Below are 26,567 nucleotides of genomic sequence, written 5' to 3'. Positions count from 1 at the left end.
AGGGGGGGGGGGGTGGGGGGGGGGGTGGGGGGGGGGGGGGGGGGGGGGGGGGGGGGGGGGGGGGGGGGGGGGGGGGGGGGGGAGGGGGGGGGGGGGGGGGGGTTTCCCCCCCCCCCCCCCCCCCCCCCCCCCCCCCCCCCCCCGCCCACCTCGCCCCCGGTCGGCGCCTTCCGGTCAGCGTCTCCGGTCGGCACCCTCCGGTCGGCGCCCTCCGGTCAGCGGATCGGCATGCCCGAAAGCGTGCGCGCGATGACCAGGCGCTGGATCTCGCTCGTGCCCTCGAAGATCGTGTAGATCGCGCTGTCCCGGTGCATCCGCTCCACCGGGTACTCCCGCGTGTAGCCGTTGCCGCCGAGGATCTGCACCGCCTGCGCGGTGACCTTCTTGGACACCTCGCTCGCGTACAGCTTCGACATCGAGCCCTCCGCCGCCGTGAACGGCTTTCCGGAGACGGCCATCCAGGAGGCGCGCCAGACCAGCAGCCGTGCCGCGTCGATCTGGGTGCGCATGTCGGCGAGCTGGAAGGCGATGCCCTGGTTGTCGATGATCGGGCGGCCGAACTGTTCACGGGTCTTGGCGTAGTCGAGGGCGACCTCGTACGCGGCACGGGCCGTGCCGACCGCCATCGCGCCGACCGCCGGGCGGGAGGCCTCGAAGGTGGCCATGGCGGCGTTCTTCACGCGCTCGCCGCCGCCCTTGGCCGCCCGCTCGCGGGCCCTGGCCAGGCGCTCGTCCAGCTTCTCCTTGCCGCCGAGGAGGCAGGAGCCGGGGACGCGGGCGTCCTCCAGGACGACCTCCGCCGTGTGCGAGGCGCGGATGCCGTGCTTCTTGAACTTCTGGCCCTGGGACAGGCCGGGGGTGTTCGGCGGGACGATGAAGGAGGCGTGGCCCTTGGAGCCGAGGGAGGGGTCGACGCACGCCACGACCACGTGGACGTTGGCGATGCCGCCGTTGGTGGCCCAGGTCTTGGTGCCGTTGAGGACCCACTCGTCCTTGGCCTCGTCGTAGACCGCCCTCGTGCGCATCGACGCGACGTCGGAGCCCGCGTCCGGCTCGGAGGAGCAGAAGGCGGCGACCTTCACGTCGTTGGCGTCGCCGTACATCTGCGGTATCCAGGTGCCGATCTGCTCCTCGGTGCCGTTGGCGAGGACGCCGACCGCCGCGAGGCCCGTACCGACGATGGAAAGTCCGATGCCCGCGTCACCCCAGAACAGTTCCTCCATAGCCATGGGGATGCCGAGCCCCGTAGGGTCGAAGTACTGCTGCGCGTAGAAGTCGAGCGAGTAGATGCCGAGCTTGGCCGCCTCCTGGATCACCGGCCAGGGCGTTTCCTCACGCTCGTCCCATTCCGCGGCGGCCGGGCGCATCACATCCGCGGCGAAACCGTGGATCCAGTCGCGGACCTGCTTCTGGTCGTCGTTGAGATCGAGCGTGAACTCGGCCATGTGCCCTCCAGCGCGTGCACGTTACTTGCGGTAACCCCGAGTGTGTTACCCATGAGTAGCCCCTGTCAACAGCTCTCCCCCGCCGGTCGGTGTCCGGTCAGTGTTACGTTGCGCGGGCGTCACGGAACGGAATCGCTTGGGCGGGGAGAGCACACGATGGAGACCACACAGCAGGCCGGACAGCGTTCGTCCGCCGAGACCCGGCGCCGCGAGCTGCTCGAAGCGGCGGACCGGGTGGTGCTCCGGGACGGGCCGCAGGCCTCCATGAACGCCATAGCGGCCGAGGCGGGCATCACCAAGCCGATCCTCTACCGCCACTTCGGCGACAAGGGCGGCCTCTACCGCGCCCTCGCCAAGCGCCACACCGACGCCCTGCTGTCCGCCCTGCGCGCGGCCCTGGACGCGCCGGCCGAGCGCCGCGAGCGGGTGGAGCGCACGCTCGACACCTACCTCGCGGCCATCGAGGCCAGGCCGCAGGTCTACCGCTTCCTGATGCACCCGTCCGACAGCGGGACGGACCCCGCCGCCGCGCAGCCCGAGCAGGGCTTCGACGTCGGCCGGCACTCGGCGCCGCTGCTGCGGCGGATGGGCGAGGAACTGGCCGAGGTGATCGCCGAGCGCGTGGACCTCGGACCCCACAGCGAGCAGCTGGCCCGGGTGTGGGGGCACGGGATCGTCGGCATGATGCACGCGGCCGGGGACTGGTGGCTCGGCGAACGGCCGTGCTCCCGCGCCGAGTTGGTGAGCAGCCTGGCCGATCTGCTATGGGGACGCCTGGCCGCCGCCGGCGACCGCCCGGGCGGCCCCGGCTTCTAGCCACGCGAAGGACCCGCCCCGCCTAGCCGAGCCCCCTTGGGCGGCGGGGCCGCCCCCCGGGGGCGGAACGGGCGGGCAAGGGGGCGGCCCCCCTCGCTCCGGGCCCACCCCGGAGCTACCCCCCGCTCAGACCCCGTGCACGGTCACCCTTCGCCCCCGCCCCGCCCCCACGACGCCCTCCGCGCCGCCCGCAGCACCTTCGCCCTGCGCCACCCCGTCAACCGGTCCGGGTAGACCTTGCCGTCGAGGTGGTCGCACTCGTGCTGGAGGCAGCGGGCGAAGAATCCGGTGCCCGCGACCGTCACCGGTTCGCCCGTCATCGTGACGCCCTCCACGACCGCGTGGTCGTAGCGCTCGGTCCCCGCCTCCAGGCCCGGCAGCGACAGGCAGCCCTCCGGGCCCCGTACCACCGGACCGTCCGCCTCGACCAGCCGGGGGTTGACGACATGGCCGAGGTGGCGGACCTCCTCGTCGTCGGGGCAGTCGTAGACGAACACCCGCAGGGACTCGCCGACCTGGCTGGCGGCGAGACCCACGCCCTCGGCCGCGTACATCGTGGCGAACATGTCCTCGACGAGCCGGGCGAGGCCGGGGCCGAAGTCGGTCACGGTCTCGCACGGGGTGTGCAGGACCTCCTCGCCGAGCAGGGTCATCGGGCGTACGGTGCCGGAACTGCCGGGAATGGGGCGGTGTCGCATGGGCGCAAGCGTACGTTCACCGCCGCGTCCCGTACCGTCGACCCTGGTCCGCGCCCTTCCCCACGGGTGCCGCGGTTCGGGCACACTGCGGGACCTCGATAGGCTGAGCCCGGACTGTTGACCGGTGGACCTGGGGCAAGTGCGGCGCCGGATGCAAGGAGGATCAGTGACGATGGCAGGCAACACGGAGCCGTTGTCGCCGCGGGCCAAGCTGGCCGTGACGGCAGGCAAGGCCGCGGCGGCGGTGTCCCGTGCCGCGGGACGCGGAAGCGGTTCGGTGATCGGCGGAAAGGTCGCGCTCAAGCTCGACCCTGACCTGCTGGGACGACTCGCGAACCACCTGGACGTGGTGCTTGTCTCGGCGACCAACGGCAAGACGACGACGACCCGGCTGATCGCGGAGGCCCTGCGGGCCAGCGGTCCGGTCGTCTCCAACGCGCTCGGCGCCAACATGCCGGCGGGCATCACGTCCGCGCTGGCGGGCGGCTCGGACGCGAAGTACGGCGTGATCGAGGTCGACGAGAAGTACCTCGCGGGGGTGGCCCGCGATGTGACGCCCAAGGCGATCGCGCTGCTGAACCTGTCGCGCGACCAGCTCGACCGGGCCGCCGAGACGCGGATGCTGGCCGAGAAGTGGCGCGAGGGGCTGGCCGGTTCGAAGGCCGTCGTGATCGCGAACGCCGACGACCCGCTCATCGTGTGGGCGGCGTCCTCGTCGCCCAACGTGGTGTGGGTGGCGGCCGGCCAGGAGTGGAAGGACGACGCCTGGTCGTGCCCCTCCTGCGGCGGTGTGATGCAGCGTCCCGGTGACGACTGGTTCTGCGGCGACTGCGGCTTCCGCCGTCCGACGCCGAGCTGGGTGCTCTCCGGCGACCACGTCCTGGACCCGCACGGCTCCGCGTGGCCGATCCACCTCCAGCTGCCGGGCCGCGCCAACAAGGCGAACGCGGCCACCTCGGCGGCCGTCGCGGCGACCTTCGGCGTACCGCCGCAGGTGGCACTGGAGCGGATGTACCAGGTGCAGGCGGTGGCCGGCCGGTACGACGTCGTCCCGTTCCAGAACCGTGAGCTGCGGCTGCTGCTGGCGAAGAACCCGGCCGGCTGGCTGGAGACGTTCTCGCTGATCAACCCGCCGCCGACGCCGGTGATCCTGGCCGTCAACGCCCGTGGCGCCGACGGCACCGACACCTCGTGGCTGTGGGACGTCGACTACACCCGGCTGGCCGGTCACCCGATCTTCGTGCTCGGCGACCGCAAGCTGGACCTGGCCGTACGGCTGGAGGTCGCGAATCTGGACTTCCGGGTGTGCGAGACGCTGGACGAGGCCGTACAGCTCGCGCCGCCGGGGCTGATCGAGACGATCGCCAACTACACCGCCTTCCAGGACCTCCGCCGCCGCGTCGGCAACTGACAGAAACGGCGAAGATCATGACTCGCATGAACGACAACAGCCTGCGGCTGGTCTGGATCTACCCGGACCTCCTCAGCACGTACGGCGACCAGGGCAACGCCCTCGTCGTCGAACGCCGGGCCCGGCAGCGCGGCCTCGACGTGCAGCGCGTCGACGTCCGCAGCGACCAGCCCATCCCCACCTCGGGCGACATCTACCTGATCGGCGGCGGTGAGGACCGCCCGCAGCGGCTGGCGGCCGAGCGGCTGCGCAAGGACGGCGGGCTGAGCCGCGCCGTGTCCAACGGGGCGATCGTCTTCTCGGTCTGCGCCGGGTACCAGATCCTGGGCCACGAGTTCATCAACGACCTCGGCCAGCGCGAGCAGGGCCTCGGCCTGCTCGACGTGATCTCCACCCGCGGCGAGGGCGAGCGCTGCGTCGGCGACGTGCTCGGCGACATCGACGCCCCGCTGAACCTCCCGCAGCTCACCGGCTTCGAGAACCACCAGGGCATCACCCACCTCGGCCCCACCGCCCGCCCCTTCGCCCGGGTCCGCATCGGCAAGGGCAACGGCACCGGCGACGGCACCGAGGGCGCGTACAACGACACCGTCTTCGGTACGTACATGCACGGCCCCGTCCTGGCCCGCAACCCGCAGATCGCGGACCTGCTGCTCAAGCTGGCCCTCGATGTGAACGCACTGCCGCCGACCGACGACCGGTGGTACGAGGCGCTGCGCGCCGAGCGCATCGCCAGCGCGACGCAGCCCGCCTGACGGTCTCTCACCGTGCGCGTCCACCCGTTGGACGCCGGGTTCGGTCCCGTCACCCCGCGCTTGTAGGGTGACGGGACCCGCCCGGACGACGTGGTCCGGTCATTCGGCCCACGTTGCAAAGGTTTTCGCGCCATGCGCATTGGTGTCCTCACCTCCGGCGGCGACTGCCCCGGCCTGAACGCCGTCATCCGCTCCGTCGTCCACCGTGCCGTCGCCGATCACGGCGACGAGGTCATCGGATTCCACGACGGGTGGCGCGGCCTCCTCGACTGCGACTACCGCCCGCTCGACCTGGACGCCGTGAACGGCATCCTGGCCCGCGGCGGCACCATCCTCGGCTCCTCCCGCGTCCAGCCCGCGCACCTGCGCGGCGGCGTGGAGCAGGCCCGCGGCCACGTCGCCGACCTGGGGCTCGACGCGATCATCCCGATCGGCGGCGAGGGCACCCTGAAGGCGGCGCACCTGCTGTCCGAGGCGGGGCTGCCCATCGTCGGCGTACCCAAGACCATCGACAACGACATCGCGTCGACCGACGTCACCTTCGGTTTCGACACCGCGGTCGGTGTCGCCACGGAGGCGCTGGACCGGCTGAAGACCACCGCCGAATCGCACCAGCGGGTGCTGATCGTGGAGGTCATGGGCCGGCACACGGGGTGGATCGCGCTGCACTCCGGGATGGCGGCCGGCGCGCACGCCGTCGTCGTCCCCGAGCGCCCCTTCGACATAGGGGAACTCACCGAGCTGGTCGGCAAGCGGTTCTCGGCGGGCAAGAAGTTCGCGATCGTGGTCGTCGCCGAGGGCGCCAAGCCGCGCGAGGGGTCGATGGAGTTCGACGTCGGCAAGAAGGACCAGTACGGGCACGAGCGCTTCGCGGGCGTCGCCAACCAGCTCGCGATCGAGCTGGAGCAGCGCCTCGGCAAGGAGGCCCGCGCGGTGATCCTCGGCCATGTGCAGCGCGGCGGGACCCCGACCGCGTACGACCGCGTCCTGGCGACCCGGTTCGGCTGGCACGCGGTGGAGGCGGCGCACCGGGGCGAGTTCGGCATGATGACGGCGCTGCGCGGCACGGACATCGAGATGGTGCCGCTCGCCAGCGCGGTCGCCGAGCTGAAGACGGTTCCGGTGGACCGGTACGCGGAAGCGGAGTGCGTGCTCTGACCCTGCCGGGTCCCTGAGAGTTCCTGCGATTTCCTGCGGGTTCCCGAGAACTGCCCCCGGTCGCCGACGCGGCCGGGGGCAGTTCTACTCTGGACCGGACAACCGGCACGAAACAGGAGTCAGTGGATGGATCACAGCGGGCACGGCATGAACATGGATCTGCCGCCGTTCACGCTGGGACGGGGCCTGGAGCTTTCCCCCGATCCCTTCTTCCTGGTCGGGTGCCTGGCCGCGCTCGCCCTGTACGGGTGGGGCGTAGTGCGGCTGCGCAGGCGCGGCGACGGCTGGCCGGTGGGCCGGACGGTCTTCTTCGTCGTCGGTGTGCTGACCGTGCTGCTGGTGATGTGCACCAAGCTCAACGACTACGGCATGGTCATGTTTAGCGTGCACATGGTGCAGCACATGATCGTCAGCATGCTGTCGCCGATCCTGCTGCTGCTCGGCGCGCCGATCACCCTGGCGCTGCGCGCGCTGCCGGTGTCGGGGCGCAGCAGCAAGGGGCGCAAGCGCAAGGGTCCGCGCGAGCTGCTGCTCGCGCTGCTGCACAGCCGGTACATGAAGATCATCACGCACCCGGCGTTCACGATCCCGCTGTTCATCGCGAGCCTGTACGGGTTCTACTTCACGCCGCTCTTCGACACGCTCATGGGCAACCCGGTCGGGCACGTCGTGATGATGGTCCACTTCCTCGCCGTCGGCCTGGTCTTCTTCTGGCCGATCATGGGCGTCGACCCGGGGCCGCACCGGCCCGGCTATGTGATGCGGATGCTGGAGCTGTTCGCGGGGATGCCTTTCCACGCGTTCTTCGGCATCGCGCTGATGATGGCGTCCGAGCCCATGGTGGAGGCGTACAAGAGCCCGCCGGTCTCGCTGGGCATCGACGCGCTCGCCGATCAGAACGCGGCGGGCGGCATCGCCTGGGCGTTCAGTGAGATCCCGTCCGTGCTGGTGCTGATCGCCCTGGTCTTCCAGTGGTACCGCTCCGAGCAGCGGGTGGCACGGCGCACGGACCGGGCGGCGGACCGGGACGGCGACAAGGAGCTGGAGGAGTACAACGCGTACCTGGCGTCGCTCCAGGCGCGCGGCGGTCAGTCCTGACGGGTCCAGTGGCGGGCAGTCCGGCCGCCCTCGGCTAGCGGCCGCGCGTCGTGGCCGCCGCTCCCACCGTCGCGAGCAGCAGCACCACCCAGCCGAACCACAGCCAGCCGTTGCTGCCCATCGCCGCCGTGTACGCCGTGACGACCACCAGCGTCCCGACGGTCAGCACCCCCATCGTTCTGGATGAACCGGGCATACGCGCCGCCTCCTTCGAGTGGAGGACATAGTCACCCGGCGGGGCCGCCCGCCGCTACGGCTCGGCGGCCCTCACTTCGTACGACCACCCGTTTCGACCACCCACAACGGCTCGTCCGCACTCCGCGGGCGGGCCGTTCGCCGTGCTCGGCACTTCACAGCGCCGGGCCGGGATGCTACTTTCCGAACATGTTCCTAAAGTCACGCACCACACCCGGAGAAGGCCTCGGCGGTTTACTCCGCCCCCATCTCCGCACCTTCACCGCCCTGGTCGCCCTCCAGCTCGTCGGCGCCGTCGCCGGTCTGGCCCCGTTCCTCGCGGTCGTCGAACTGGGGCGCACCCTGCTCTCCCCCGGGCCCGTCGACCACTCCCACGTCAGGTTCGTGGTGATCGCGGGCGCCGCCGGTCTGCTGGTCCGGCTGGTGTGCACGGCCGCGTCGTCCGCCATCGGGCACCTGCTCGACGGGCAGGTCCAGCTGGGCTTCCGGCGGCTGCTGGCCGCGCGGCTGGGGCGGGTGCCGATCGGCTGGTTCTCCCGGCGGCGCACCGGCGAGCTGGCCAAGGTCGTCGGGGACGACGTGAGCGCCGTGCACCCGCTCGTCGCGCACACCCCGGGCGAGCTCATCTCCGCCTTCGTGGTGCCGCTGGTGTCGCTCACGTACCTGTTCATCGTCGACTGGCGGCTCACGCTGATCACTCTGATCCCGGTGGTGCTGGCGTTGGCGCTGGTGCCGTTCCTGATGATGCCGGCCAGGCTGCGCGAGCAGCGGGACTTCGATGTGGCCATGGGGCGGATCGCGACCTCGGTCGTCGAGTTCGTGCAGGGCATCGCGGTGGTCAAGGCGTTCGGCGCCGCCGGGCGCGCCCACCGGAGGTTCCGTGACGCCACGGACGACTTCACCCGGATCTTCTACCGGATGGTGCGGGGGCTCTCCGGGGTCGCGGCGGGGATGCAGGTGGCGCTGTCGCCGCCGTTCGTGCTGCTGGTCGTACTGGCCGGCGGTGCGATGTTGATCACGGACGGCTCGCTGGCCCCGGCCGATCTGCTGCCGTTCCTGCTGCTCGGGCTCGGTCTGACCGCGCCGGTGGCCGCCCTCCAGCACGGTTTCGACGACCTCCAGGCGGCGCGGCGCGCGGTCGGCCGGATCCGTGACGTACTGGCGGTTCCGCCACTGCCGGAACCCACGCGTCCGGCCGTGCCCGAGGGGTTCCGGGTGGAGCTGCGCGGCGTGCGGTTCGGGTACGAGGCGGGGCACGAGGTGCTGCGCGGGATCGATCTGGTGCTGGAGCCGGGCACGGTCTCCGCGCTCGTCGGTCCTTCCGGGAGCGGGAAGTCCACGCTGGTCCAGCTGCTGCCGAGGTTCTTCGACCCGACCCACGGCTGCGTACTGCTCGGTGGGGCCGACCTGCGCGAGCTCGCCGGGCGGGACCTCTACCGGACGGTGTCCTTCGTCTTCCAGGACGTACGGCTGCTGCGCGCCTCGGTCGCGGACAACATCGCGCTGGCCGTCCCGACGGCGGACCGCGAGGACGTGGTGCGCGCCGCCCGCGCGGCCAACATCCACGACCGCGTGCTCCAACTCCCGCACGGCTACGAGACGGTGATCGGCGAGGACGTCAGGCTGTCCGGCGGCGAGGCGCAGCGGATCGCGCTCGCCCGCGCGCTGCTGGCCGACACCCCCGTACTCGTACTGGACGAGGCGACCGCCTTCGCCGACCCGGCGACCGAACAGGCCGTCCACCGGGCCCTGGCCGCCCTGGAGGGCGAGCGGACGATCCTGGTCATCGCCCACCGGCCGGAGACGATCGCCGACGCCGACCGCGTCGTGATGCTCGACGACGGCGTGATCGTCGAGCAGGGACCACCCGCCGAACTGCTGTCCCGGCGCGGGAGGTTCGCCGATTTCTGGGAGTCCGGGCTCCGGGATTCCGGGCATCCGGAGGGCGCGCGACCGGACGCCGGATCCGACGCGGCGGCCGCGAAGGTCGGCGCAGCGGTGGGCGCGCCCGGCCCCTCCCCCGTGACCGTCCACAGCCACGTACCGCAAGGAGACGACCCCCGATGATTCGCCTGCTGCTCCGCATTCTGGGGCCGGAGTACGCCCGGCCCGTGCGCCGGACCGTGGCCCTGATGACGACGGCCTCGGTCTTCGAAGGGCTGTCGTACGCGCTGCTCGTCCCGGTGCTGCGGGCCCTGCTCGGCAGCACCCCCGGCGACGCCACGCCCTGGCTGATCGCGTTCGGTTCGGCGGTCGCGGTCTACGCGGTCCTGCGGTACGTCGGCGACCTGACCGGATTCCGTGCCGGGACCACCCTGCTGCACGGCATGTACCACCGGCTCGGCGACCACCTGGCCCGGCTGCCGATGGGCTGGTACAGCGCGGCCCGGGTCGGCGAGGTGTCCGTGCTGGCCAGCAACGGTGTCCTGCGGGCGATGGGGGTGATCGCGCACCTGCTGTCGCCGTACATCTCCGCCCTGGTCACGCCACTGACGATCATCGTCGTGATGCTCGCGTTCAACTGGCAGCTGGGGCTGGCCGCGCTGATCGCCGTACCGCTCGTGGCGGTGATCCAGGTCCGGGCGGGGCGCGCGGCCTCGGCCGGTGACGCCGAGCGTGCCGCACGCGACCAGGAGGCCACCGGCCGGGTCATCGAGTACCTCCAGGCCCAGCCGGTGCTGCGGGCCGGGGGGCGCACCGGCGAGCGCTTCGAGCTGCTCGACGACTCGCTCCGGGAGCTCCGCCGCTCCGGCCGCCGCTCGGTACGGGCGGCGCTGCCCGGCGTGCTGGGCCTGGCCGTCACCGTGCAGGCCGTCTTCAGCGTGCTGCTTGCCCTGGGCGCGTACCTCGCGCTCGGCGGGAGCATCGGGGCGGCCGAGCTGTTGTCGATACTCGTTCTGGCCGCCCGCTGTGCGGATCCGCTGCTGTCACTGGCCGACCTGGGTGGTCAACTACGGGCGGCCCAGCACGAGTTGGAGAGGATCGAAGTGGTGCTGCGGACCGAGCCGCTGCCCGCCGCCGCCAAGCCGGTGCGGCCGCGGGGGCACGGCCTGGAGTTCGACTCGGTGGTCTTCCGGCACGGCGACCGTACGGTCATGGACGGTGTCTCGCTGTCGGTCCCCCAGGGGCAGCGGCTGGCTGTGGTCGGCCCTTCGGGCGCGGGCAAGAGCACCTTGCTGCAGTTGATCGCACGGTTCTACGACGTGGACGCGGGCGCGGTGCGGGTGGGTGGCGTGGACGTCCGGCAGATCGACGCGGAGGAGCTGATGTCGCGGATCTCCGTCGTCTTCCAGGACGTCTACCTCTTCGACGGCACGATCGAGGAGAACGTACGCCTCGGCCGTCCCGACGCCACCGACGAGGAGGTACGGGAGGCGGCTGCCGCGGCGCGGCTGGACGAGGTGGTCGCACGGCTGCCCGACGGCTGGGCGGCGAACGTCGGCGAGGGCGGCGCGCTGCTGTCCGGCGGGGAGCGCCAGCGGGTGTCCATCGCCCGCGCGCTGCTGAAGGACGCCCCGCTGGTGCTGCTCGACGAGGTGACCTCGGCCCTGGACCCGGTCAACGAGGCCGCAGTCCAGGAGGGCATCGAGCGTCTGATGGCGGGCCGGACGGTGGTGATGGTGGCGCACCGGATGCGGACGGTCCGGCGCGCCGACCGCATCGTGTTCCTGGAGGACGGCCACCTCGTGGAGGAGGGCACGCACGACGAACTGCTGCGCGGGGGCGGCCGGTACGCCGATTTCTGGAGCACCTCGGAGGTCCGGCTCCCCGCGCCCACCCCGTAGCGCGGCGAGCGGGCTCAGAAGCGGAAGACCGACCCGGTCTCCGCGTCGAGCATGCAGGCGTTGCCGAAGGTCTTCTTCCAGTGGACGGGACGTCCGTGCCAGGTGCCGTCGGCGGTCGCGGTGACCGGCTCGTACTGCTTGGTGCAGGCGTGCGGGTCGCCGGGCAGCGCGTCGAGGTCGCCGCGTGCCCAGGTCAGTTCGGAGCAGGCGGCCAGGGCGTCCGGGTGCCCGCCGCCGGCCTCCGGCGAGCAGATCAGGCCGACGCCCCTGACCCAGCTGCTCCCGGAGCCGGAGCCGGAGCCGGAATCGGAGCCGGAATCGGAGCCGGAGACGGTGAGCAGCAGACCTCGCGGGGGGCTGGGGTGGCTGCCGGCGACCGCCGAGGCCGCAGGGGCGAGAGCGAGCAGGGCAGTGACCGCGACGGCGGCGGCGTAACGGATGCGCACGGGACCTCCGGGAGGATGACGAGCGGATACGACGGGGAAGTGCCCACCGCACCCGTCCTCCCGGGGCCCGCCAACCGGCCGCGCCGTCCGTGCTTCGCGCGTCCCTCGAACGTGGCCGTCGATTGCCCCACTTGGCCTCGCCGGGAGCGGGTCGGGGGGCCGTCCGGGCTGCCGTACCGTAACCGCATGATCGTATTCGCACCGGCCGGAGTCTTCCTCCTGGCTCTCGTCGTCAGCATGCTGAGGGACCGCAGACGTCTCCGCAACGGCGTCTATCTGGTCTTCACCCTCTTCTTCGCCCTTCTCGGGCTGATGCTGAAGGCCGGTCAGGCGCATCCACTGTTCGCGACGGCCGTCGCCGCCTTCCTCTTCCTCCTGGCCCTGCTCTCCGCGTTCACGCTGGCGGTCTTCCTGGTCAGGAACGGGCTGACGATGGTCCGCAAGGAGGGGCGCAGCCCGGCCAACCTCCTTTCCCTGCTTGCCGGTCTGGGCATCTTCGGTCTCGGCGCGATGCTCCTGGCGACGGTCTCGACCGGCTGGCGCACGCTGGGCACGGTGACCGTGGTGGCCACGCTGGTCGTCGGGTACGTCTCGTTCCTGTTCACGTGTTTCCTGCTGTACGCGCTGCTGTACGGGTGGCTCAGGCCGCGCGGCAGCTTCGACTTCGTGGTGGTGCTGGGATCCGGGCTGATCCGCAACAAGGTGCCGCCGCTGCTGGCGAGCAGGCTCGACAAGGGCCGTGCGGTGTACGAGGCCCAGGTCGCGGCGGGCGGGACGCCGATGCTGGTCACCTCGGGCGGGCAGGGTCCCGACGAGGACCGGCCGGAGGGGCAGGCCATGGCCGAGTACCTGATCGAGGCGGGCGTCCCGGCGGACCGGATCCTGGCCGAGACCCAGTCGCGCACCACCGAGGAGAACCTGACGTTCAGCGGCGCCCTGATGCGGGAGCACGACCCGGGCTACCGGTGCGTGGTGGTCACCAACAACTACCACGCCTTCCGTGCCGCCCTGATGGCACGCAAGACGCGGCTCAACGGGCAGGTGATCGGGTCCCCCACGGCCCGCTACTTCTGGCCGAGCGCGATCATCCGGGAGTTCGCCGCGGTGTTCATGCAGCACAAGGTCATCAACTTCACCATGTGCGCCTTCCTGGTGTTCATGGGATCGCTGACCGGACTCGCCTGATCCCGGGCCACGGCTCCCCTACCGTGGCCCGTATGCATCGCGACTCCGCCGCCCCCGTCGGCCACACCGTCGACCACACCGCCGAACTCGTCACCCAGAGCGCACTGCTGGCCGCCGCGCTCGACGGCGCGGACCTCTCGGCCCCGGTGGGGGGCTGCCCCGGCTGGGACGTGGCCCGGCTGGTGCGCCACGTCGGCGGTGCGCACCGCTGGACCGAGGAGATCGTACGGACCCGGGCGACCGGCCCGGTGGCGGAGGACATCAACGACCCGGACGCCCACGCCGGAGTGCCCGCGTCCGCACTCGCCGACTGGCTCACCGAAGGCGCCGGGGCCCTCGCGAAGGCACTGCGCGACGCGGGCCCCGACGCCCCGTTGTGGACGGTGGTACCCGGCGGGACCGCCCGCTTCTGGGCGCGCAGGATGACGTACGAAACGGCCGTGCACCGCTACGACGTGGCGACGGCACTGGGTCTCCCGTACACGCTGGAGGACGCGGTCGCCCGCAGCGGGCTCGACGAGTGGACGGAGTTCAGCGTCCTGCCACAGGTGTTCGAGTCACCACAAGCACTGCGGGCACTGCTGAGCCCCGGCCGGACCCTGCTGCTCCGCACCACCGACGGCAACGACGGCTGGCTCCTGGACCTCGGCGGCGAGGCCCCGGTCCGACGACCCGCACTCCCCGGCGAGCACGCCACCACCACGGCCACCGGCACACCGGCCGACCTCCTGCTGCTGATGTACGGCCGACTGACACCCCGCTCCCCGGGCATCGAGGTGTCCGGAGCGACCGAGGTCCTCAACTCCTGGCTGCACGAGGTGAGTTCGTGGCTGCGCGTCGAGTAGCCCTCCTCCGGCCGTACGCCGCACCGGCCGCCCGGCGCGCGGCCGGTGCGAGACGAGACCGGGTTTAGGGCACGGTAGGCGTCGTCTGGCTGAAAGACGATGGTCGGGGCCGTGGGGTGTTGGTTACGATCGAGGATCTTTGTGGCCGGTGCGTCAGTTGGGGCGATGAGGGGGCGCAGTGGCGGGGGTCGACCTGCGTTTTCGGGTGCTCGTATCGGCCACCGCTGTGTCCGCCTACGGCAACTTCCTCAATCTGATCGCGTTGAGCCTGTTCTCGTACGAGGTCACCGGTAGCGCGTTCGGCGTCGGTGCGGTGATGGCGGTGCGGCTGTTCTGCGGTTTCCTGGCGGGGCTCACCGCCGGGGTGCTGATGGCCAGGGTCACCCGGCGGACCGTCATGATCTGTGCGGACGTCGCTCAGGGCACCGCCATGGTCGCTCTGGCGCTCAGCGTCGGGCACACCCCGCTGTGGCTGCTCGGTTCGGTGGCGGCGGTGCTGGGCTCGGGGAACACGTTCTTCAGTGTGGCCCTGCGCAGTGCGGTTCCGGTCATGGTCGGGCAGGACTCCCGCGCCCGGGCGAACGGGCTGCTGGTCACGGCGCGGTCCCTGGCCACGGTGCTCGGTTTCGCCTCGGCGGCTCCCGTCATCGGGTTCGGCGGGTACGGGCTCGCGTTCGCCTTCAACGCGGCGAGCTTCGCCGTGTCCGCCGCCGCGCTGCTGGTGCTGCGGCCGAGTACGCATGACGCGACGGGTCATGACACGACGGGTACGGAAGGCGCGGAGCGGGCCGGGTCGGCGCGGGGCCCACGGCTGTGGCGCGGGGCGGCGGCGCTGCCCGCGCTGTTGCTCGGCATGGTGCTGCTCAGGGGAATCGACGCGCTGGCGTCCTCCTCGCACAACGTCGCCCTGCCCGTGGTCGCGCACGCCACCGCTCCGGACGGGCCCGCCGTGTTCATGGCCCGGTTCTGGGCCGCGTGGGCGGTGGGCACCTTCCTCGCCCATTTCGTACTGAAGCGCCGGCGGGGCGAAGCGGCGTGGGGTGAGCGTGCGTTCGCGCTCGGCACCTGCGCGATGGCGCTCTCGTTCGTGGCGGCGTTCCTCGGGCTGCCCGCGTTCGCGCTGGTCGTGGCCGCCTTGGCGGCGGGGTTCGCGGACGGCTGGACCGAGATCGTCTACACCTCACGCCTTCAGGCGGCCCCGGACCGGCAGCGCGACCGGTTGTTCGGGCTGTCCGCCACGGCGGAGCAGTCCGGGTTCGCACTGGGCACGGTGGCCGCCGCGGCCGCGCTGGAGGCGCTGCCCGCCCTGGCCGTCGTGGGAGCCTTCCACGGTGTGGCCCTGTGCGGGGCACTGGTTCTGCTGGTGTTCACCGTCCGGCGCCGTGGCCCCGCCCGGCCGCGGGGGTCCGCGAGTGGAGAAGGACCGTTCAGAGAAGACGGAGAGGACTCGCATGGCACGCGTACGGGGACAAGCACTCTGCCGGGGTCCTGAGCCGGAGCGCACCGAGGACGACCCGGGCGACGCCGTGCGGGCGCTGCTGCGGGCTGCGGGGTCCGCTTCCGGCGGGCGGGTCGTCACGATCGCCGTGGACGGCTCGACGTCCTCGCAGTCGTACCCCGAACTGCTGGACAGCGCACGGCGTTTGCTCACCGGGTTGCGGGAGCGCGGCCTGCGCCCCGGGGACGCGGTGGTGCTCTGCGGGCTGCCGCTGGCCGAGTTCTTTCCCGCCTTCTGGGCCTGCGTACTGGGCGGTGCGCGTCCCGTCGCCCTCGCGGAGTCCCCCGTGCCCGGCTCCCCCGCCCTTCAACGGCTGCTGCACACCGATCAGTTGCTGGGTCGGCCCCTCGTACTCGGTGACGCGGCGGGCGCGGCGGAGCTCGCGCAGGCCGCACCCGGGCTGCGAGTCGTCGTCTATCAGGACTGTCTAAGCGCGCCTCCCTCGGACGATCACGTCGAGCCGGACGGTTCCGACACCGCCCTGCTGATGCTGTCCTCCGGCAGCACCGGCGCCCCGAAGGCCGCCCGGCTGACGCACGCCGGGCTCGCGGACTTCGCGGCGAGCTCCCGGCGGATCCTGGACGTAGGCCCTGACGACACCATGGTGAACTGGCTGCCCGTCGACCACAGCGGCGCCTTTCTCCTGTACCACCTGCTCGCGGTCTTCACCGGCTGCACCAACGTCCACGCCCCGACCGAACGGATCCTGGCCGATCCCCTGCGCTGGCTCGACCTCCTCCACGAACACCGGGCGCAGCACGGCTGGGCTCCGGCCTTCGCCTACCAGCTCGTCGCCGATGCGCTCGCCGGGAGCCCGGAGAGGAGTTGGGACCTCGGCGGGCTCAAGTCCCTGGTCTGCGGGGGTGAGCAGATCGCGCTGCCGGTGCTGCGCCGCTTCCTCGACGCGACGGGCCCGTACGGGATCCACGAGGGGCACATCGTGCCCGCGTGGGGCATGGCCGAGACGGTCACCGCCGTCACCTACGGCCGGCTCGACCGGCCGGGCACCGTACACCGCCTCCTCAAGAGCAGCCTGGGCGGCGAGCTGGTGCGGGCCGACGAGGAGACCCCGGACGCGGACTGTGTCACCTTCGTCGCCTGCGGGTCGCCCGCGCACGGCGTCACCCTGCGCGTCCTCGACGAGAGCGGTGACCTCTGTCCCGAGGGGCGGATCGGCAGGCTCCAGGTCCACTCGCCCGCGCGCCTCACTCCCGGCTACGTGAACGCCCCGGAGGCGGACGCGGCGGCCTTCCCCGTCGGACCGGACTGGCTGGACACCGGCGATCTGGCCTTCCTCGACGACGGTCAGCTCGTCCTCACCGGGCGGCGCAAGGACCTCATCATCCTCAACGGGCACAACCTCTACTGCCATGAAGTGGAGGAGGTCGTCGCCTCGGTCCCCGGCGTTCGGCAGGGCGAGGTGGCCGCCTGCGGCATCCCGCACCCGGGCCGGGGCACGGAGGAACTGGCCGTGTTCTTCGTCAGCCGGGGTGCTGCGGAAGACGTACGGATCGCGGACGGGGTGCGGGCCGTGCTGTTCACCCGGCTGCGGCTCACCGCCGCACATGTCCTGCCCGTTCCTCGGGACGAGTTCCCGAGAACGCCTGCGGGGAAGGTGCGCCGCACCGAGCTCCGGGACCGACTGATCGGCGGCGGTTTCCACATGAGTACGGGGATGAGTACGGGGATGAGTACGGGTGCGGGCTCGGTTCCGGGCCTGGCCACCGGCCTGAGCGCACAGGCTGCCCCTGACGCGGTGACCCGGGCCGTGCGTGAGGAACTCGCTGCCGTCCTGGGGCGCCCGGTGGAAGCGGACCTGCCGTTCTACGAGCTCGGCCTGACCTCCGTGCTGCTCGTGCGCCTGCGGACCCGGCTGGAGGAGCGGCTCGGGAGGCGGATCGCCCAGACCGCGTTCTTCGAGCACCCGACGGCCGCCGACCTCGCCACCCACCTGTCCGACGGCGCCGCAGCACAAGCCGAGGCCCAACCCGCCCGCACCGCCCCTACGGACACCCCCGATCAACGCATCGCCGTCATCGGACTCTCGCTGCGCTTTCCAGGCGCGGACTCCCCCGAGCGATTCTGGGCCAATCTGCGCGACGGGGTGGACAGCGTCCGGGTCTTCACGGAGGAGGAGCTCGCGGCGGCGGGCCTGACCCCGGAGCAACGGCGCGCCCCCGGCCTCGTACCGGTCGCCGGAATCCTCGACGGCGCCGAGGAGTTCGACACGGAATTCTTCGGCATGAGCCCCAAGGAGGCCGAACTCACACACCCCGCACACCGGTTGTTCCTGGAGTGCTGCCACCTGGCGCTGGAGGACGGTGGGTACGCGGCTGCCGCAGAGGGCACCACGGTCGGGGTGTTCGCGGGCTCGGGCATGCATCTGTACGACCACCAGCAGCCGCCGGCAACGGGGGCGCCGCGCGACGAGTCGGACCCCGCCAACGGCATGCGGGCGGCCATCGGACGGGAACCGGACTTCCTCGCCGCCCGGGTCGCGTACCGCCTCGGGCTCACGGGACCGGCGATCGGCGTGCAGACCGCCTGCTCCACCTCGCTGGTCGCCGTGCACCTCGCGGTCCAGGCGCTGCTGAGCGGCGATACGGACCTGGCGCTGGCGGGCGCGGCGGCCGTGCACCTGCCCCAGCAGACCGGCTACCGCAGCCATCCCGGGTCGATCCTGTCGCCCACCGGGCGCTGCCGGGCCTTCGACGCGGAGGCCGACGGCACCGTCGGCGGCAACGGTGTGGCCGCCGTCCTGCTGAAGCGGCTCGACCGGGCGCTGGCCGACGGGGACACCGTGCACGCGGTGATCCTTGGCTCCGCGGTGAACAACGACGGCGCGGGCAAGGTCGGCTTCAGCGCACCCGGCGTCGCGGGTCAGGTCGATGTCGTACGACGGGCCCTGCGCAGGGCGGGCGTTGCCCCGGAGACCCTCTCGTACGTGGAGGCGCACGGCACCGGTACCCCGCTCGGCGACCCGGTGGAACTGGAGGCCCTCGGCCGGGCGCTCGGCGAAGCTTCCGGGCGTACGGCTTTCTGCACGGTCGGCTCCGTGAAGCCGAGCATCGGGCACCTCGACAGTTGTGCAGGAATGGCCGGGCTCATCAAGACGGTCCTCATGCTGCGCCACCGCACTCTGGTGCCCACTCTGCACCTGACTCGCCCCAACCCCGAACTCCGGCTGGAGGGTGGGCCATTGACGTTGGCCACCGAACTGCGGCCGTGGTCCGTGCCGGAGGGGACACCGCGCCGGGCGGGGGTCAGCGCGCTCGGTGTGGGCGGCACCAACGCCCATGTAGTGCTGGAGGAAGCCCCGCAAGCGGCGCCGGAACCCGATTCCGAACTGCCTTTCCTGGTACCGGTGTCGGCGCGCGATCCGCAGGCTCTGGACGAGCTCACCGGGCTGCTCCGCGACCGGCTGCGGGAGCGGCCGGTGCCTTCGGCCGCCGATGTGGCCGCCACGCTGGCGCTCGGCAGGCCGCACCGCGCGGCACGCACTTCGGCCGTCGGCCGCACCGCCGGGGAGATCGCCCGCGCGCTGGAGGAGGGGCCGGTGCGCGCGCCGTCCGCACCGGCCGGACCGCTCGCCTTCGCCTTCTCGGGGCAGGGCAGCGCGCGCCTCGGCATGGCGAGCGGACTGTACGCCGCGTATCCCGCAGCCCGGCGGGTGCTCGACCGCTGCGAGGAGCTCTACGCCGACGAATTCGCGGCCCACTTGCTGCCGTTGCTGCTGGCGGGAGCCCCCTCCGGGAGCGAGGACTGGCCCACCGAAACCGCCCAGGCGGCCCTTTTCGCCCATCAGGCGGCGCTCGCGGACGTATGGCGTGCGGCGGGGATCCGGCCCGCGCTGCTGCTGGGCCACAGCATCGGCGAGTACGCGGCGCTGTACGCGGGCGGTGCCCTCACGCTGGAGGACGGCCTGCGGCTGACCGCCTGGCGCGGGCGCCTCATGCAGTCGGCCTGCGCGCCCGGCGGGATGATCGCCGTGCGCGCCAACATCGGGACCGTGCGGCGCATCGCCCGGGCCGCCGGTGTCGAGATCGCAGCGGTCAATGGCCCGCGCGCACAGGTGATCTCCGGGCCGCCGGAAGCCCTGCGAGAGGCCACGCGGCTGCTCGACCAGGAGGGGTTGCAGTGGCGGGCACTGCCCGTCGACCGGGCCTTCCATTCGGCCGCGATCGAACCCGCGCTGCACGCATTCCGGTCCCATGCGGAGAAGGTGACCTACCGTCCGCTGCACACCCCTCTGGTGACCGCGACGGACGGCGAGGTGCGCCGCGCGGGCTGGATCGTCGACGCCGACCACCTCGGCCGCCAGGCCCGGGAGCCGGTGCGCTTCGACCTGGCCATGGCCTCGGCCGCCCGGCAGGGGTGCGAGGACTTCGTGGAGATCGGGGCCGGGAACACCCTCACCGGCCTCGGCCGGCACTGCGTACCGGCGAGCCGCTGGCTGAGCGGGCAGGGTGCGGGCGAGGGGGCGGCCTCCCAGGTGCACGGGCTGCTCACCGCGCTCGGCTCGCTGTACGGCAGGGGCGTCGATCTGGACTGGCGTGCGCTCACCCGTGGCGGAGGCCGGGTGCCGCTGCCGGGCCACCCGCTGCGACGGCGCCCGGTGGCGTCCGGCGCGCTGCGGGTGCCCGCGCGGGGGGAAGACGCACCGACCACTGCGAAGGAGACGGACGTGCCCGACGCATTGCTCGATGGGGTAAGGGAGTTGACGGCTGAAAAGCTCGGCAGGGAGGTGCCGGATGTCGCGCCCGACAGCTCGTTCTTCGAGCTGGGTGCGGACTCGCTCTCCCTGATGGGCATGACGGCGGAGCTGGACCAGCGGTACGGAGTACGCGTCCCGGTCCGGGAGCTGTTCGACTCGGCCGACACCCCGCGACGGCTGGCCGAACGGCTGGCGCAGCTGCGGGGGAATGTGGCGGAAGTCCGGGAAGCGGTGGTTCCGGCGACGCGTGCGGTTCCGGCGGCCCCGGCGGCTCCTGCGGCTACTGCGGCTACTGCGGCTACTGCGGCTACTGCGGCATCCGCGATACCGGCGACACCCGCACTACCCGCGATACCCGCGCCCCCTCAGGCGAACGCACTCTCCTCGGAACTGCACACCCTGTTCGGCCAGCAGCTCCAACTTGCCGGGCAACTCATTGACCAGGTAGGCGGAGTGATAGCCCGTCAGCTGGATGTACTCGCGTCCGCCACCAGGACGACGCCAACCGCGCCTGCCGCCCCGACCCAGGTCCCGAAGACCCCGGCCCCAGCGACCCAGGCCTCGACGTCCCCGGTCCCAGCGACCCCGGCGACCCCGGCGACCCCGGCCCCAGCGAACCAGGTCCCAGCAGCCCATGCCCCGACGACCCAGGTCCCGAAGACCCAGGCCCCGACGCCCCCCGCCCCAACGAACCAGACCCCGGCAACCCCGGCCCCAACGAACCAGGCTCCGACGCCCCCGGCCCCGGTGATCCCAGTCCCACGCCCCGCGCCAGCGCCCGCCCCCCTCGCCCCCACCTCCCTACCCACCCCCCTCACACCCCTCGCCCCTCCCAAAGGCTGCGACTTCAGCCTGTACTTCTTCGGCGATTACCCCGAGCACGCCGACCACGACAAGTACGCGCTGATCATGGAAGCGTCGGAGTTCGCCGACCGGCACGGGTTCCACGCCCTGTGGTTCCCGGAGCGCCACTTCAACTCCTTCGGCGCGCTCTTCCCCAACCCGTCCGTGCTCGCCGCCGCGCTCGCGGGGCGGACGAGCCGCATCCGCCTGCACGCGGGCTCCGTCGTCCTGCCGCTGCACCACCCGGTCCGGGTCGCCGAGGAGTGGTCGGTCGTCGACAACATCTCCGGCGGCCGCGCAGGGCTGTGCTTCGCGAGCGGCTGGCACGCCACCGACTTCGCGCTCGCCCCGCAGCACTTCGGCCGGCACCGCGAGGTGATGTACGAGCACCTGGAGACCGTACGCAGGCTCTGGTCCGGCCGGCCGGTGACGACGACGGCGGGCGACGGACAGCCCGTCGACATCCGGCTGCACCCGAGCCCCGTACAACCCCAACTCCCCATGTACGCGGCCGTGGTGGGCAACCCGGACAGCTACCGTCGGGCGGCCGCCGAGGGCCTTGGCGTGGTCACCAACCTGATGACGCAGACCGTCGAACAGCTGACGGAGAACATCGCGCTGTACCGGCGCACCCGCGCGGAGCACGGGCTCGATCCCTCGGCGGGCCGGGTGGTGGTCCTGGTGCACACGTACCTCGGCGAGGACGCGGAACGCGCGCGGGCCGAGGCGTACCGGCCGTTCATCTCGTACCTGCGGTCCTCGCTCTCCCTCTTCGACCAGGTAACGAACAGCCTCGGCTTCGACGTGGACCTGGAGAACACCCCCGAGGAGGACGTCAAGTTCCTGCTCGGGCGCGCGTACGAGCGCTACTGCGCCTCGCGCGCGCTGATCGGCGGCGAGGACACGGCTGCCGAGGCGGTGCGGAGTCTCGTGGCTGCCGGGGCGAACGAGATCGCCTGCTTCGTGGACTTCGGCGTGCCGAAGGAGAAGGTCCTGGCGTCGCTGCCGCTGCTCGACCGGCTCCGGAGCCGTGAACAGCCGAAGGAAGCAACAGAGCCGGAGGCGACCGAGGAGCCGACCGCGCTCGTACCTGCTCAGCGCCCCCTCACGCCCGCGCAGCGCCGCATCTGGTTCCTGGAGCGGCTGCATCCGGGGACCCTCATGTACCACGAGCCCAAGGCCGTACGCCTCGAAGGGCCGCTCGACGTGCCCGCGCTGCGCTGGGCCCTTCAGTGCGTCGCGGACCGGCACCCGGCCCTGCGCACGGTGTTCGGCGACCGGGACGGAGTGCCGTACCAGGAGGTGCGCGAGCACGTACCGCTCGACTGTCCGGTCGAGGACCACCACGGGGCCACGGAGGAAGAGGCCCTGCGTGCCGTACTGGAGACCGAGGGGCGCCGGGTACTCGACCTGACCACAGGGCCGCTCGTCACGGCCCGGCTGCTGCGGCTGTCGGAGGAGCGGCACCTGCTCTTCCTGGTGGCCCACCACATCGTCTTCGACTCCTCCTCCACGGCCGTACTGGTCCGCGACGTAGCAGCCTGCTACCGCGCCCGTACCCAGAACCAGACCCAGACCCAGACCCAGGCACCAGACGGCCCCGGACTGCTGCCCCTGGCACCCCTGCCACAACTGCCCCCGACCGAGCCGCCGAGCGAAGCCGAGCTCGCCGCGTCGCTCGACTTCTGGCGCCGCGAACTGCACGGCGCCACGGACCTGACACTGCCCACCGACCGGCCGCGCCCGCCGGTCAGGTCCGGAGCGGGCGCGAGCCTCACCCACGCCCTGGATGCCGAACTCGTCGGCAGGCTGCGGATGTACGCCGCAAACCAACGCGCCACCCTCTTCATGACCCTCACCAGCGCCATCGGCGCCGTGCTCGGCCGGTTCGGCGGACAGCGGGACCTGGTACTGGGCACGGCGGTCGCCGCCCGCCCCACCGGCGCCGAGGACCACGTCGGCCTCTTCCTCGACACCGTGCCGCTGCGCCTGGACCTCAGCGGCAACCCGGACTTCCCGACGCTGCTGCGCCGGGTGCGCGACGGCAGCACGGCGGCGTTCGAACACCGTGGCATCCCCTTCGACGAACTCGTCGGCGCGCTCAACCCCCGCCGCAGCCCGGGGCGCAACCCGCTGTTCCAGGTGATGGTGGAGTACGAGAACGAGGGCGAGGTGGAGTTCGACCCGCCCCGGCTGACGGCGACCCTGCTCGACGTGCCGAGCGCCCGCGCCCCGTTCGACCTCAGCGTCTACCTGACGCACCACCGCGACGGCGTGCGGTTCATGGTCGAGTACGACACGGCGCTCTTCGACGAGAGCACCGTCCGCCGCTTCGTTGACTACGTCGAGCAGGTGCTGCGCCGCGTACTCGAAGCCCCCGGCGCGCTGCTCGCCGAACTGACCGCCGTCACCGCGCCCGACCGCGCGGCCCTCACCCAGCTGGGCCACCTGGACGAGCCGCCGCCCGCCGGGGACACCTCCGGGGACTCCTCCGGGGGTACTCTGCACGGCCTGGTGGAGCAGCAGGCACACCGCACCCCTGACGCCCTCGCACTGATCTGCGGCGAACAGCACGTCTCGTACGGCGAGTTGGACGCACACGCCAACCGACTCGCCCATCTGCTGCGCGCCCGGGGCGCGGTGCGCGGGCAACGCGTGGCAGTGCTCCTGCCGCGCGGCCCGCAACTGATCACCGCCCTGCTGGCCGTACTCAAGAGCGGGGCCGCCTACCTGCCCCTCGACCCGTCCGTGCCCACCGCGCGGCTCGCCGCCCTTCTCGACGACGGCGCCCCCGTCCTGCTTCTGACCTGCGGCGAGGCCCTGGCAGGGCACCCGGGGCTCGCGACGCGCCTGCCCGTGCTGCTGGCCGACCGGGAGACGGACGACACGCTTCCGGCCGGTCCCCCGGCGGACGGAGCCGGTCCCGAGGACCCCGCGTACTGCATCTACACCTCGGGGTCGACCGGCCGCCCCAAGGGCGTCGTGGTCCCGCACCGCGGCCCGGCGAACGTCGTCGCCGGACACCTCCGGCGGCATCCCGCGCTGCGCACCCTCCAGTGGACCTCGCCCGCGTTCGACGTCAGCGTTCAGGAGGTCTTCACCACCCTCGCCGCCGGGGCCGCCCTCGTCCTGATCGACGACGCGGTGCGGTACGACCCCGCGGCCGTGGCCGAGGAGGTACGCCGCCACGGGGTGGAGCGGATGTTCATGCCCTGCACCCCGCTGAAGTACCTGATCGAGACGGGACCCGAACTGCCCTCCCTGCGCGAGCTGTTCACCGCCGGTGAGGCGCTCCGGCTCACCGACGCCTTCCGCCGCTTCCTCGCCGCGCACCCGCAGTGCGCGCTGTACAACCAGTACGGCCCTACGGAGGCCTCGGTCATCGTCACCTCGCACCGCGTGGACCCGGACGGCGATCAGTGGCCGCCGATCGGCACACCGGTGCCCGGGGCGCGGATCGTGCTCCTGGACGGCGCCGGGCAGGAGGTGCCCGTGGGCGCGGTGGGCGAGATCCACGTGGGCGGCGTGCCGGTCGCGTACGGGTATCACGCCCGGCCCGACGAGACCGCCGCCGCGTTCCTCGACGACGGCGCGGGCGGGGCCTCGTACCGGACGGGCGACCTCGCGCGCTGGCGCACGGACGGCACTCTCCAGTACTGCGGCCGGGTCGACGACCAGGTCAAGATTCGCGGCCACCGGGTCGAACCCGGCGAGGTCCAGGCGGAGTTGACGGGGCTGCCCGGTGTACGGGACGCGGCGGTCGTGCCCCGCCGTGACCGGCACGGCGACATGGAGCTCGTCGCGTACGTGGTCCCGGCCACGCCGAGCACAGAGCTGCGCGGGCTGCGCGCCGCGCTCTCCGCCGCGCTCCCCGACCACCTCGTACCGCGCCACTGGGTGCGGCTGGAGCGGCTCCCCGTGAACGCCTCGGGCAAGCTGGACCGCGCGGCCCTGCCCGCGCCGGCACCCGCACCCTCGACCTCGACCTCGACCGACGACGAGACCCGTGCGGCCGGCGCCGGTCCCGGCACGCCCCTGGAGAAGGCCCTGCACGACCTGTGGTGCGAGGAACTCGCCCTGAACCAGGCCCCGGTGGACCGGTCCTTCTTCGAGCTGGGCGGCCACTCGCTCAGCGCGATCCGGCTGGTGAACCGGATGGCCGTGGAGCTGGAACTGGCCCTGCCCATGGCCGACTTCTTCCGTAAGCCCACGATTCGGGGCATCGCGACAAGCCTCGAAACAGACCTCGAACAGCCAGGAGCGGCACCCCCGTCCCTGGAACCCTTCGCTGTCGGTGTGCAGGACGTCGTACCCATGACGTCCGTACTGCGCAGGTTGTGGCGCCGCCACCACGACCACCCCGACCCCAGCGTCTACAACGTCGCCCACCGCATCGATCTGCACGGCGACCTCGTCCCCGAAGACCTCGGACACGCCCTGGCGGACCTGGTGGCCCGCCACGACGCACTCCGCAGCCGCGCGGTGCACCGCGACGGTGAGCAGCTCTTCGAGGTACTCGCCCACGTGCCCGTGGAGCTGCCGGTCACCGACCTGTCCGAGCACACCCACGACGAAGGTCAGCTTGAACGCTGGTGCCGGGAGCACGCGTCCCGCCCGTTCGTGATGGACCGTGCTCCGCTGTTCCGCTTCCGGCTGGCCCGACTCGGCCCGGACCGCTGGACGTTGCTGACCGTCCTGCACCACGCGATCTGCGACGGCTGGTCGATGGGGATCGTGTGGCGTGAGCTCCAGGAGCTCTACAACGCCCGCCGCCGTGGCACCGGCGACCCGCTCCCGCCGCCTTCCGCACAGTTCACGGACTGTGCTCGCGCGGAGCACGGCCTCGGTGCCGAACGCCGGGCGGAGCTGGAGCGGTTCTGGCGTACCGAACTGGAAGGGGTCCCCGTCACGCTGGACCTGCCCCACGACCGTCCTCGTCCCCCGGTGCTGTCCGGCCGCGGGGCCCTGCACACACGGACCCTCGACGGCGACCTGACCGAGCGGGTCAACCGGGCCGCCGGCCGGCTGGGCACGACGCCGTACGCCGTGCTTGCCGCGGGGTTCGCCGTCTGGGCCGCCCGCCGCCGGGGCGGGTCCGCCGACCTGGTGCTGGCCGCTTCCAGCGCCAACCGGTTGCATCCCGAACGCGGCGACGTGGTCGGCCTGTTGGGCGACGCCGTCCTCCTGCGGGCCAGGATCAGCGAGGCCGGTACCTTCGCCGATCTGGCGCGGCAGCTGGGCGCCACGCTCTTCACCGCGCTCGACCAACAGGAGCTGCCGCTGACCGACGTGGCCGACCTGGTCGCACCCGGCACCTCCGACGGGCTGTTCCCCAACGTGCTGTTCACCGTGGTCACCACACCCCGCCCTGCCCTGGAACTCGACGCGTTGACGGCCACGGTGCGCGACCTGCCCACGGCGGGCGTCGCACGCAACGAGCTGTACTGCGTGCTGGTCCCGCACGACGAGGGCATGACCGTGACCTTCGAGTACTCGACGGATCTGTTCGAGCACACGACCATCGAGTCCTGGGTCACGGAGTTCGCCGGGCTGCTGGACACGGCCGTGAGGGACCCCTCGCGACCGCTGCCGAGTACACTGAGCACTCCCGAAACAGCCTCTGACCAGCCAGAACCTGGGCCGCACCGCGGCAGGTGACAGTAGGGAGCGACCGA

15 protein-coding genes are annotated in these 26,567 nt (G+C 72.3%); 11 read left to right on the top strand and 4 right to left on the bottom strand.

Annotation, left to right across the window (positions count from 1 at the left end; translation table 11 throughout):
* Nucleotides 1–215: 215 nt before the first annotated feature.
* Nucleotides 216–1,445 carry an acyl-CoA dehydrogenase family protein gene (locus ACZ5PB_RS17920; RefSeq protein WP_399439645.1) on the bottom strand — a complete coding sequence of 410 codons (1,230 nt, stop codon included), beginning with the start codon at nt 1,443–1,445 and terminating at the stop codon, nt 216–218.
* Nucleotides 1,446–1,601: 156 nt separating this feature from the next.
* Between ACZ5PB_RS17920 and ACZ5PB_RS17915 the strand changes: the two genes are divergently transcribed.
* A complete protein-coding gene (locus ACZ5PB_RS17915; RefSeq protein ID WP_468692187.1) occupies nt 1,602–2,261 on the top strand; it encodes a TetR/AcrR family transcriptional regulator in 660 nt (219 codons plus the stop codon).
* Between the two features lie 143 nt (nt 2,262–2,404).
* Here ACZ5PB_RS17915 and def read toward each other — a convergent pair whose 3' ends face one another.
* On the bottom strand, nt 2,405–2,959 hold the full coding sequence (def, locus tag ACZ5PB_RS17910) for a peptide deformylase (RefSeq protein ID WP_468692185.1): 555 nt from the start codon (nt 2,957–2,959) through the stop codon (nt 2,405–2,407).
* Nucleotides 2,960–3,131: 172 nt separating this feature from the next.
* On the opposite strand from def, the gene ACZ5PB_RS17905 reads away from it, so the two are divergent.
* The 4 genes from ACZ5PB_RS17905 (at nt 3,132) to ACZ5PB_RS17890 (ending at nt 7,381) form a co-directional block, all read left to right on the top strand.
* Nucleotides 3,132–4,370, top strand: a complete 1,239-nt coding sequence (locus ACZ5PB_RS17905; RefSeq protein ID WP_468692184.1) for a MurT ligase domain-containing protein — start codon at nt 3,132–3,134, stop codon at nt 4,368–4,370.
* A gap of 26 nt (nt 4,371–4,396) precedes the next feature.
* Nucleotides 4,397–5,125, top strand: coding sequence for a type 1 glutamine amidotransferase (locus tag ACZ5PB_RS17900; RefSeq protein WP_468692182.1), 729 nt, complete (start codon nt 4,397–4,399; stop codon nt 5,123–5,125).
* A gap of 132 nt (nt 5,126–5,257) precedes the next feature.
* The gene (locus ACZ5PB_RS17895; RefSeq protein WP_468692180.1) at nt 5,258–6,283 is read left to right on the top strand and encodes a 6-phosphofructokinase; all 1,026 of its coding nucleotides are present in this window, start codon (nt 5,258–5,260) and stop codon (nt 6,281–6,283) included.
* Nucleotides 6,284–6,409: 126 nt separating this feature from the next.
* On the top strand, nt 6,410–7,381 hold the full coding sequence (locus ACZ5PB_RS17890) for a cytochrome c oxidase assembly protein (protein WP_468692178.1): 972 nt from the start codon (nt 6,410–6,412) through the stop codon (nt 7,379–7,381).
* Nucleotides 7,382–7,415: 34 nt separating this feature from the next.
* Here the strand turns inward: ACZ5PB_RS17890 and ACZ5PB_RS17885 are convergent, their stop codons facing one another.
* Entirely contained in the window at nt 7,416–7,577 is a 162-nt protein-coding gene (locus tag ACZ5PB_RS17885; RefSeq protein WP_468692177.1) for a hypothetical protein, read from the bottom strand.
* A gap of 188 nt (nt 7,578–7,765) precedes the next feature.
* On the opposite strand from ACZ5PB_RS17885, the gene ACZ5PB_RS17880 reads away from it, so the two are divergent.
* Together ACZ5PB_RS17880 and ACZ5PB_RS17875 are read left to right on the top strand one after the other, a co-directional pair.
* The gene (locus tag ACZ5PB_RS17880) at nt 7,766–9,643 is read left to right on the top strand and encodes an ABC transporter ATP-binding protein (RefSeq protein WP_468692175.1); all 1,878 of its coding nucleotides are present in this window, start codon (nt 7,766–7,768) and stop codon (nt 9,641–9,643) included.
* Nucleotides 9,640–11,361 (top strand): ABC transporter ATP-binding protein, encoded by a 1,722-nt coding sequence (locus ACZ5PB_RS17875; RefSeq protein ID WP_468692174.1) that lies wholly within the window; start codon nt 9,640–9,642, stop codon nt 11,359–11,361. Before ACZ5PB_RS17880 ends, ACZ5PB_RS17875 begins: the two co-directional genes overlap by 4 nt.
* A gap of 14 nt (nt 11,362–11,375) precedes the next feature.
* Here ACZ5PB_RS17875 and ACZ5PB_RS17870 read toward each other — a convergent pair whose 3' ends face one another.
* A complete protein-coding gene (locus ACZ5PB_RS17870; protein ID WP_468692172.1) occupies nt 11,376–11,807 on the bottom strand; it encodes an SSI family serine proteinase inhibitor in 432 nt (143 codons plus the stop codon).
* Nucleotides 11,808–11,993: 186 nt separating this feature from the next.
* On the opposite strand from ACZ5PB_RS17870, the gene ACZ5PB_RS17865 reads away from it, so the two are divergent.
* The 4 genes from ACZ5PB_RS17865 (at nt 11,994) to ACZ5PB_RS17850 (ending at nt 26,550) form a co-directional block, all read left to right on the top strand.
* Complete coding sequence (locus ACZ5PB_RS17865) at nt 11,994–12,992, top strand: YdcF family protein (RefSeq protein WP_468692170.1); 999 nt, start codon at nt 11,994–11,996, stop codon at nt 12,990–12,992.
* Between the two features lie 32 nt (nt 12,993–13,024).
* Nucleotides 13,025–13,837, top strand: coding sequence for a maleylpyruvate isomerase family mycothiol-dependent enzyme (locus ACZ5PB_RS17860; RefSeq protein WP_468692168.1), 813 nt, complete (start codon nt 13,025–13,027; stop codon nt 13,835–13,837).
* 178 nt (nt 13,838–14,015) lie between these two features.
* Complete coding sequence (locus tag ACZ5PB_RS17855; protein ID WP_468692167.1) at nt 14,016–15,329, top strand: MFS transporter; 1,314 nt, start codon at nt 14,016–14,018, stop codon at nt 15,327–15,329.
* Nucleotides 15,289–26,550, top strand: coding sequence for an amino acid adenylation domain-containing protein (locus tag ACZ5PB_RS17850; protein WP_468692165.1), 11,262 nt, complete (start codon nt 15,289–15,291; stop codon nt 26,548–26,550). The genes ACZ5PB_RS17855 and ACZ5PB_RS17850 overlap by 41 nt, the downstream gene beginning before the upstream one ends.
* Nucleotides 26,551–26,567: the final 17 nt, after the last annotated feature.

Source organism: Streptomyces sp. NPDC032721 (assembly GCF_055579625.1).
The sequence above is the reverse complement of the archived record's forward strand: the minus strand, read 5'-3'. Positions and strand labels throughout refer to the sequence as shown.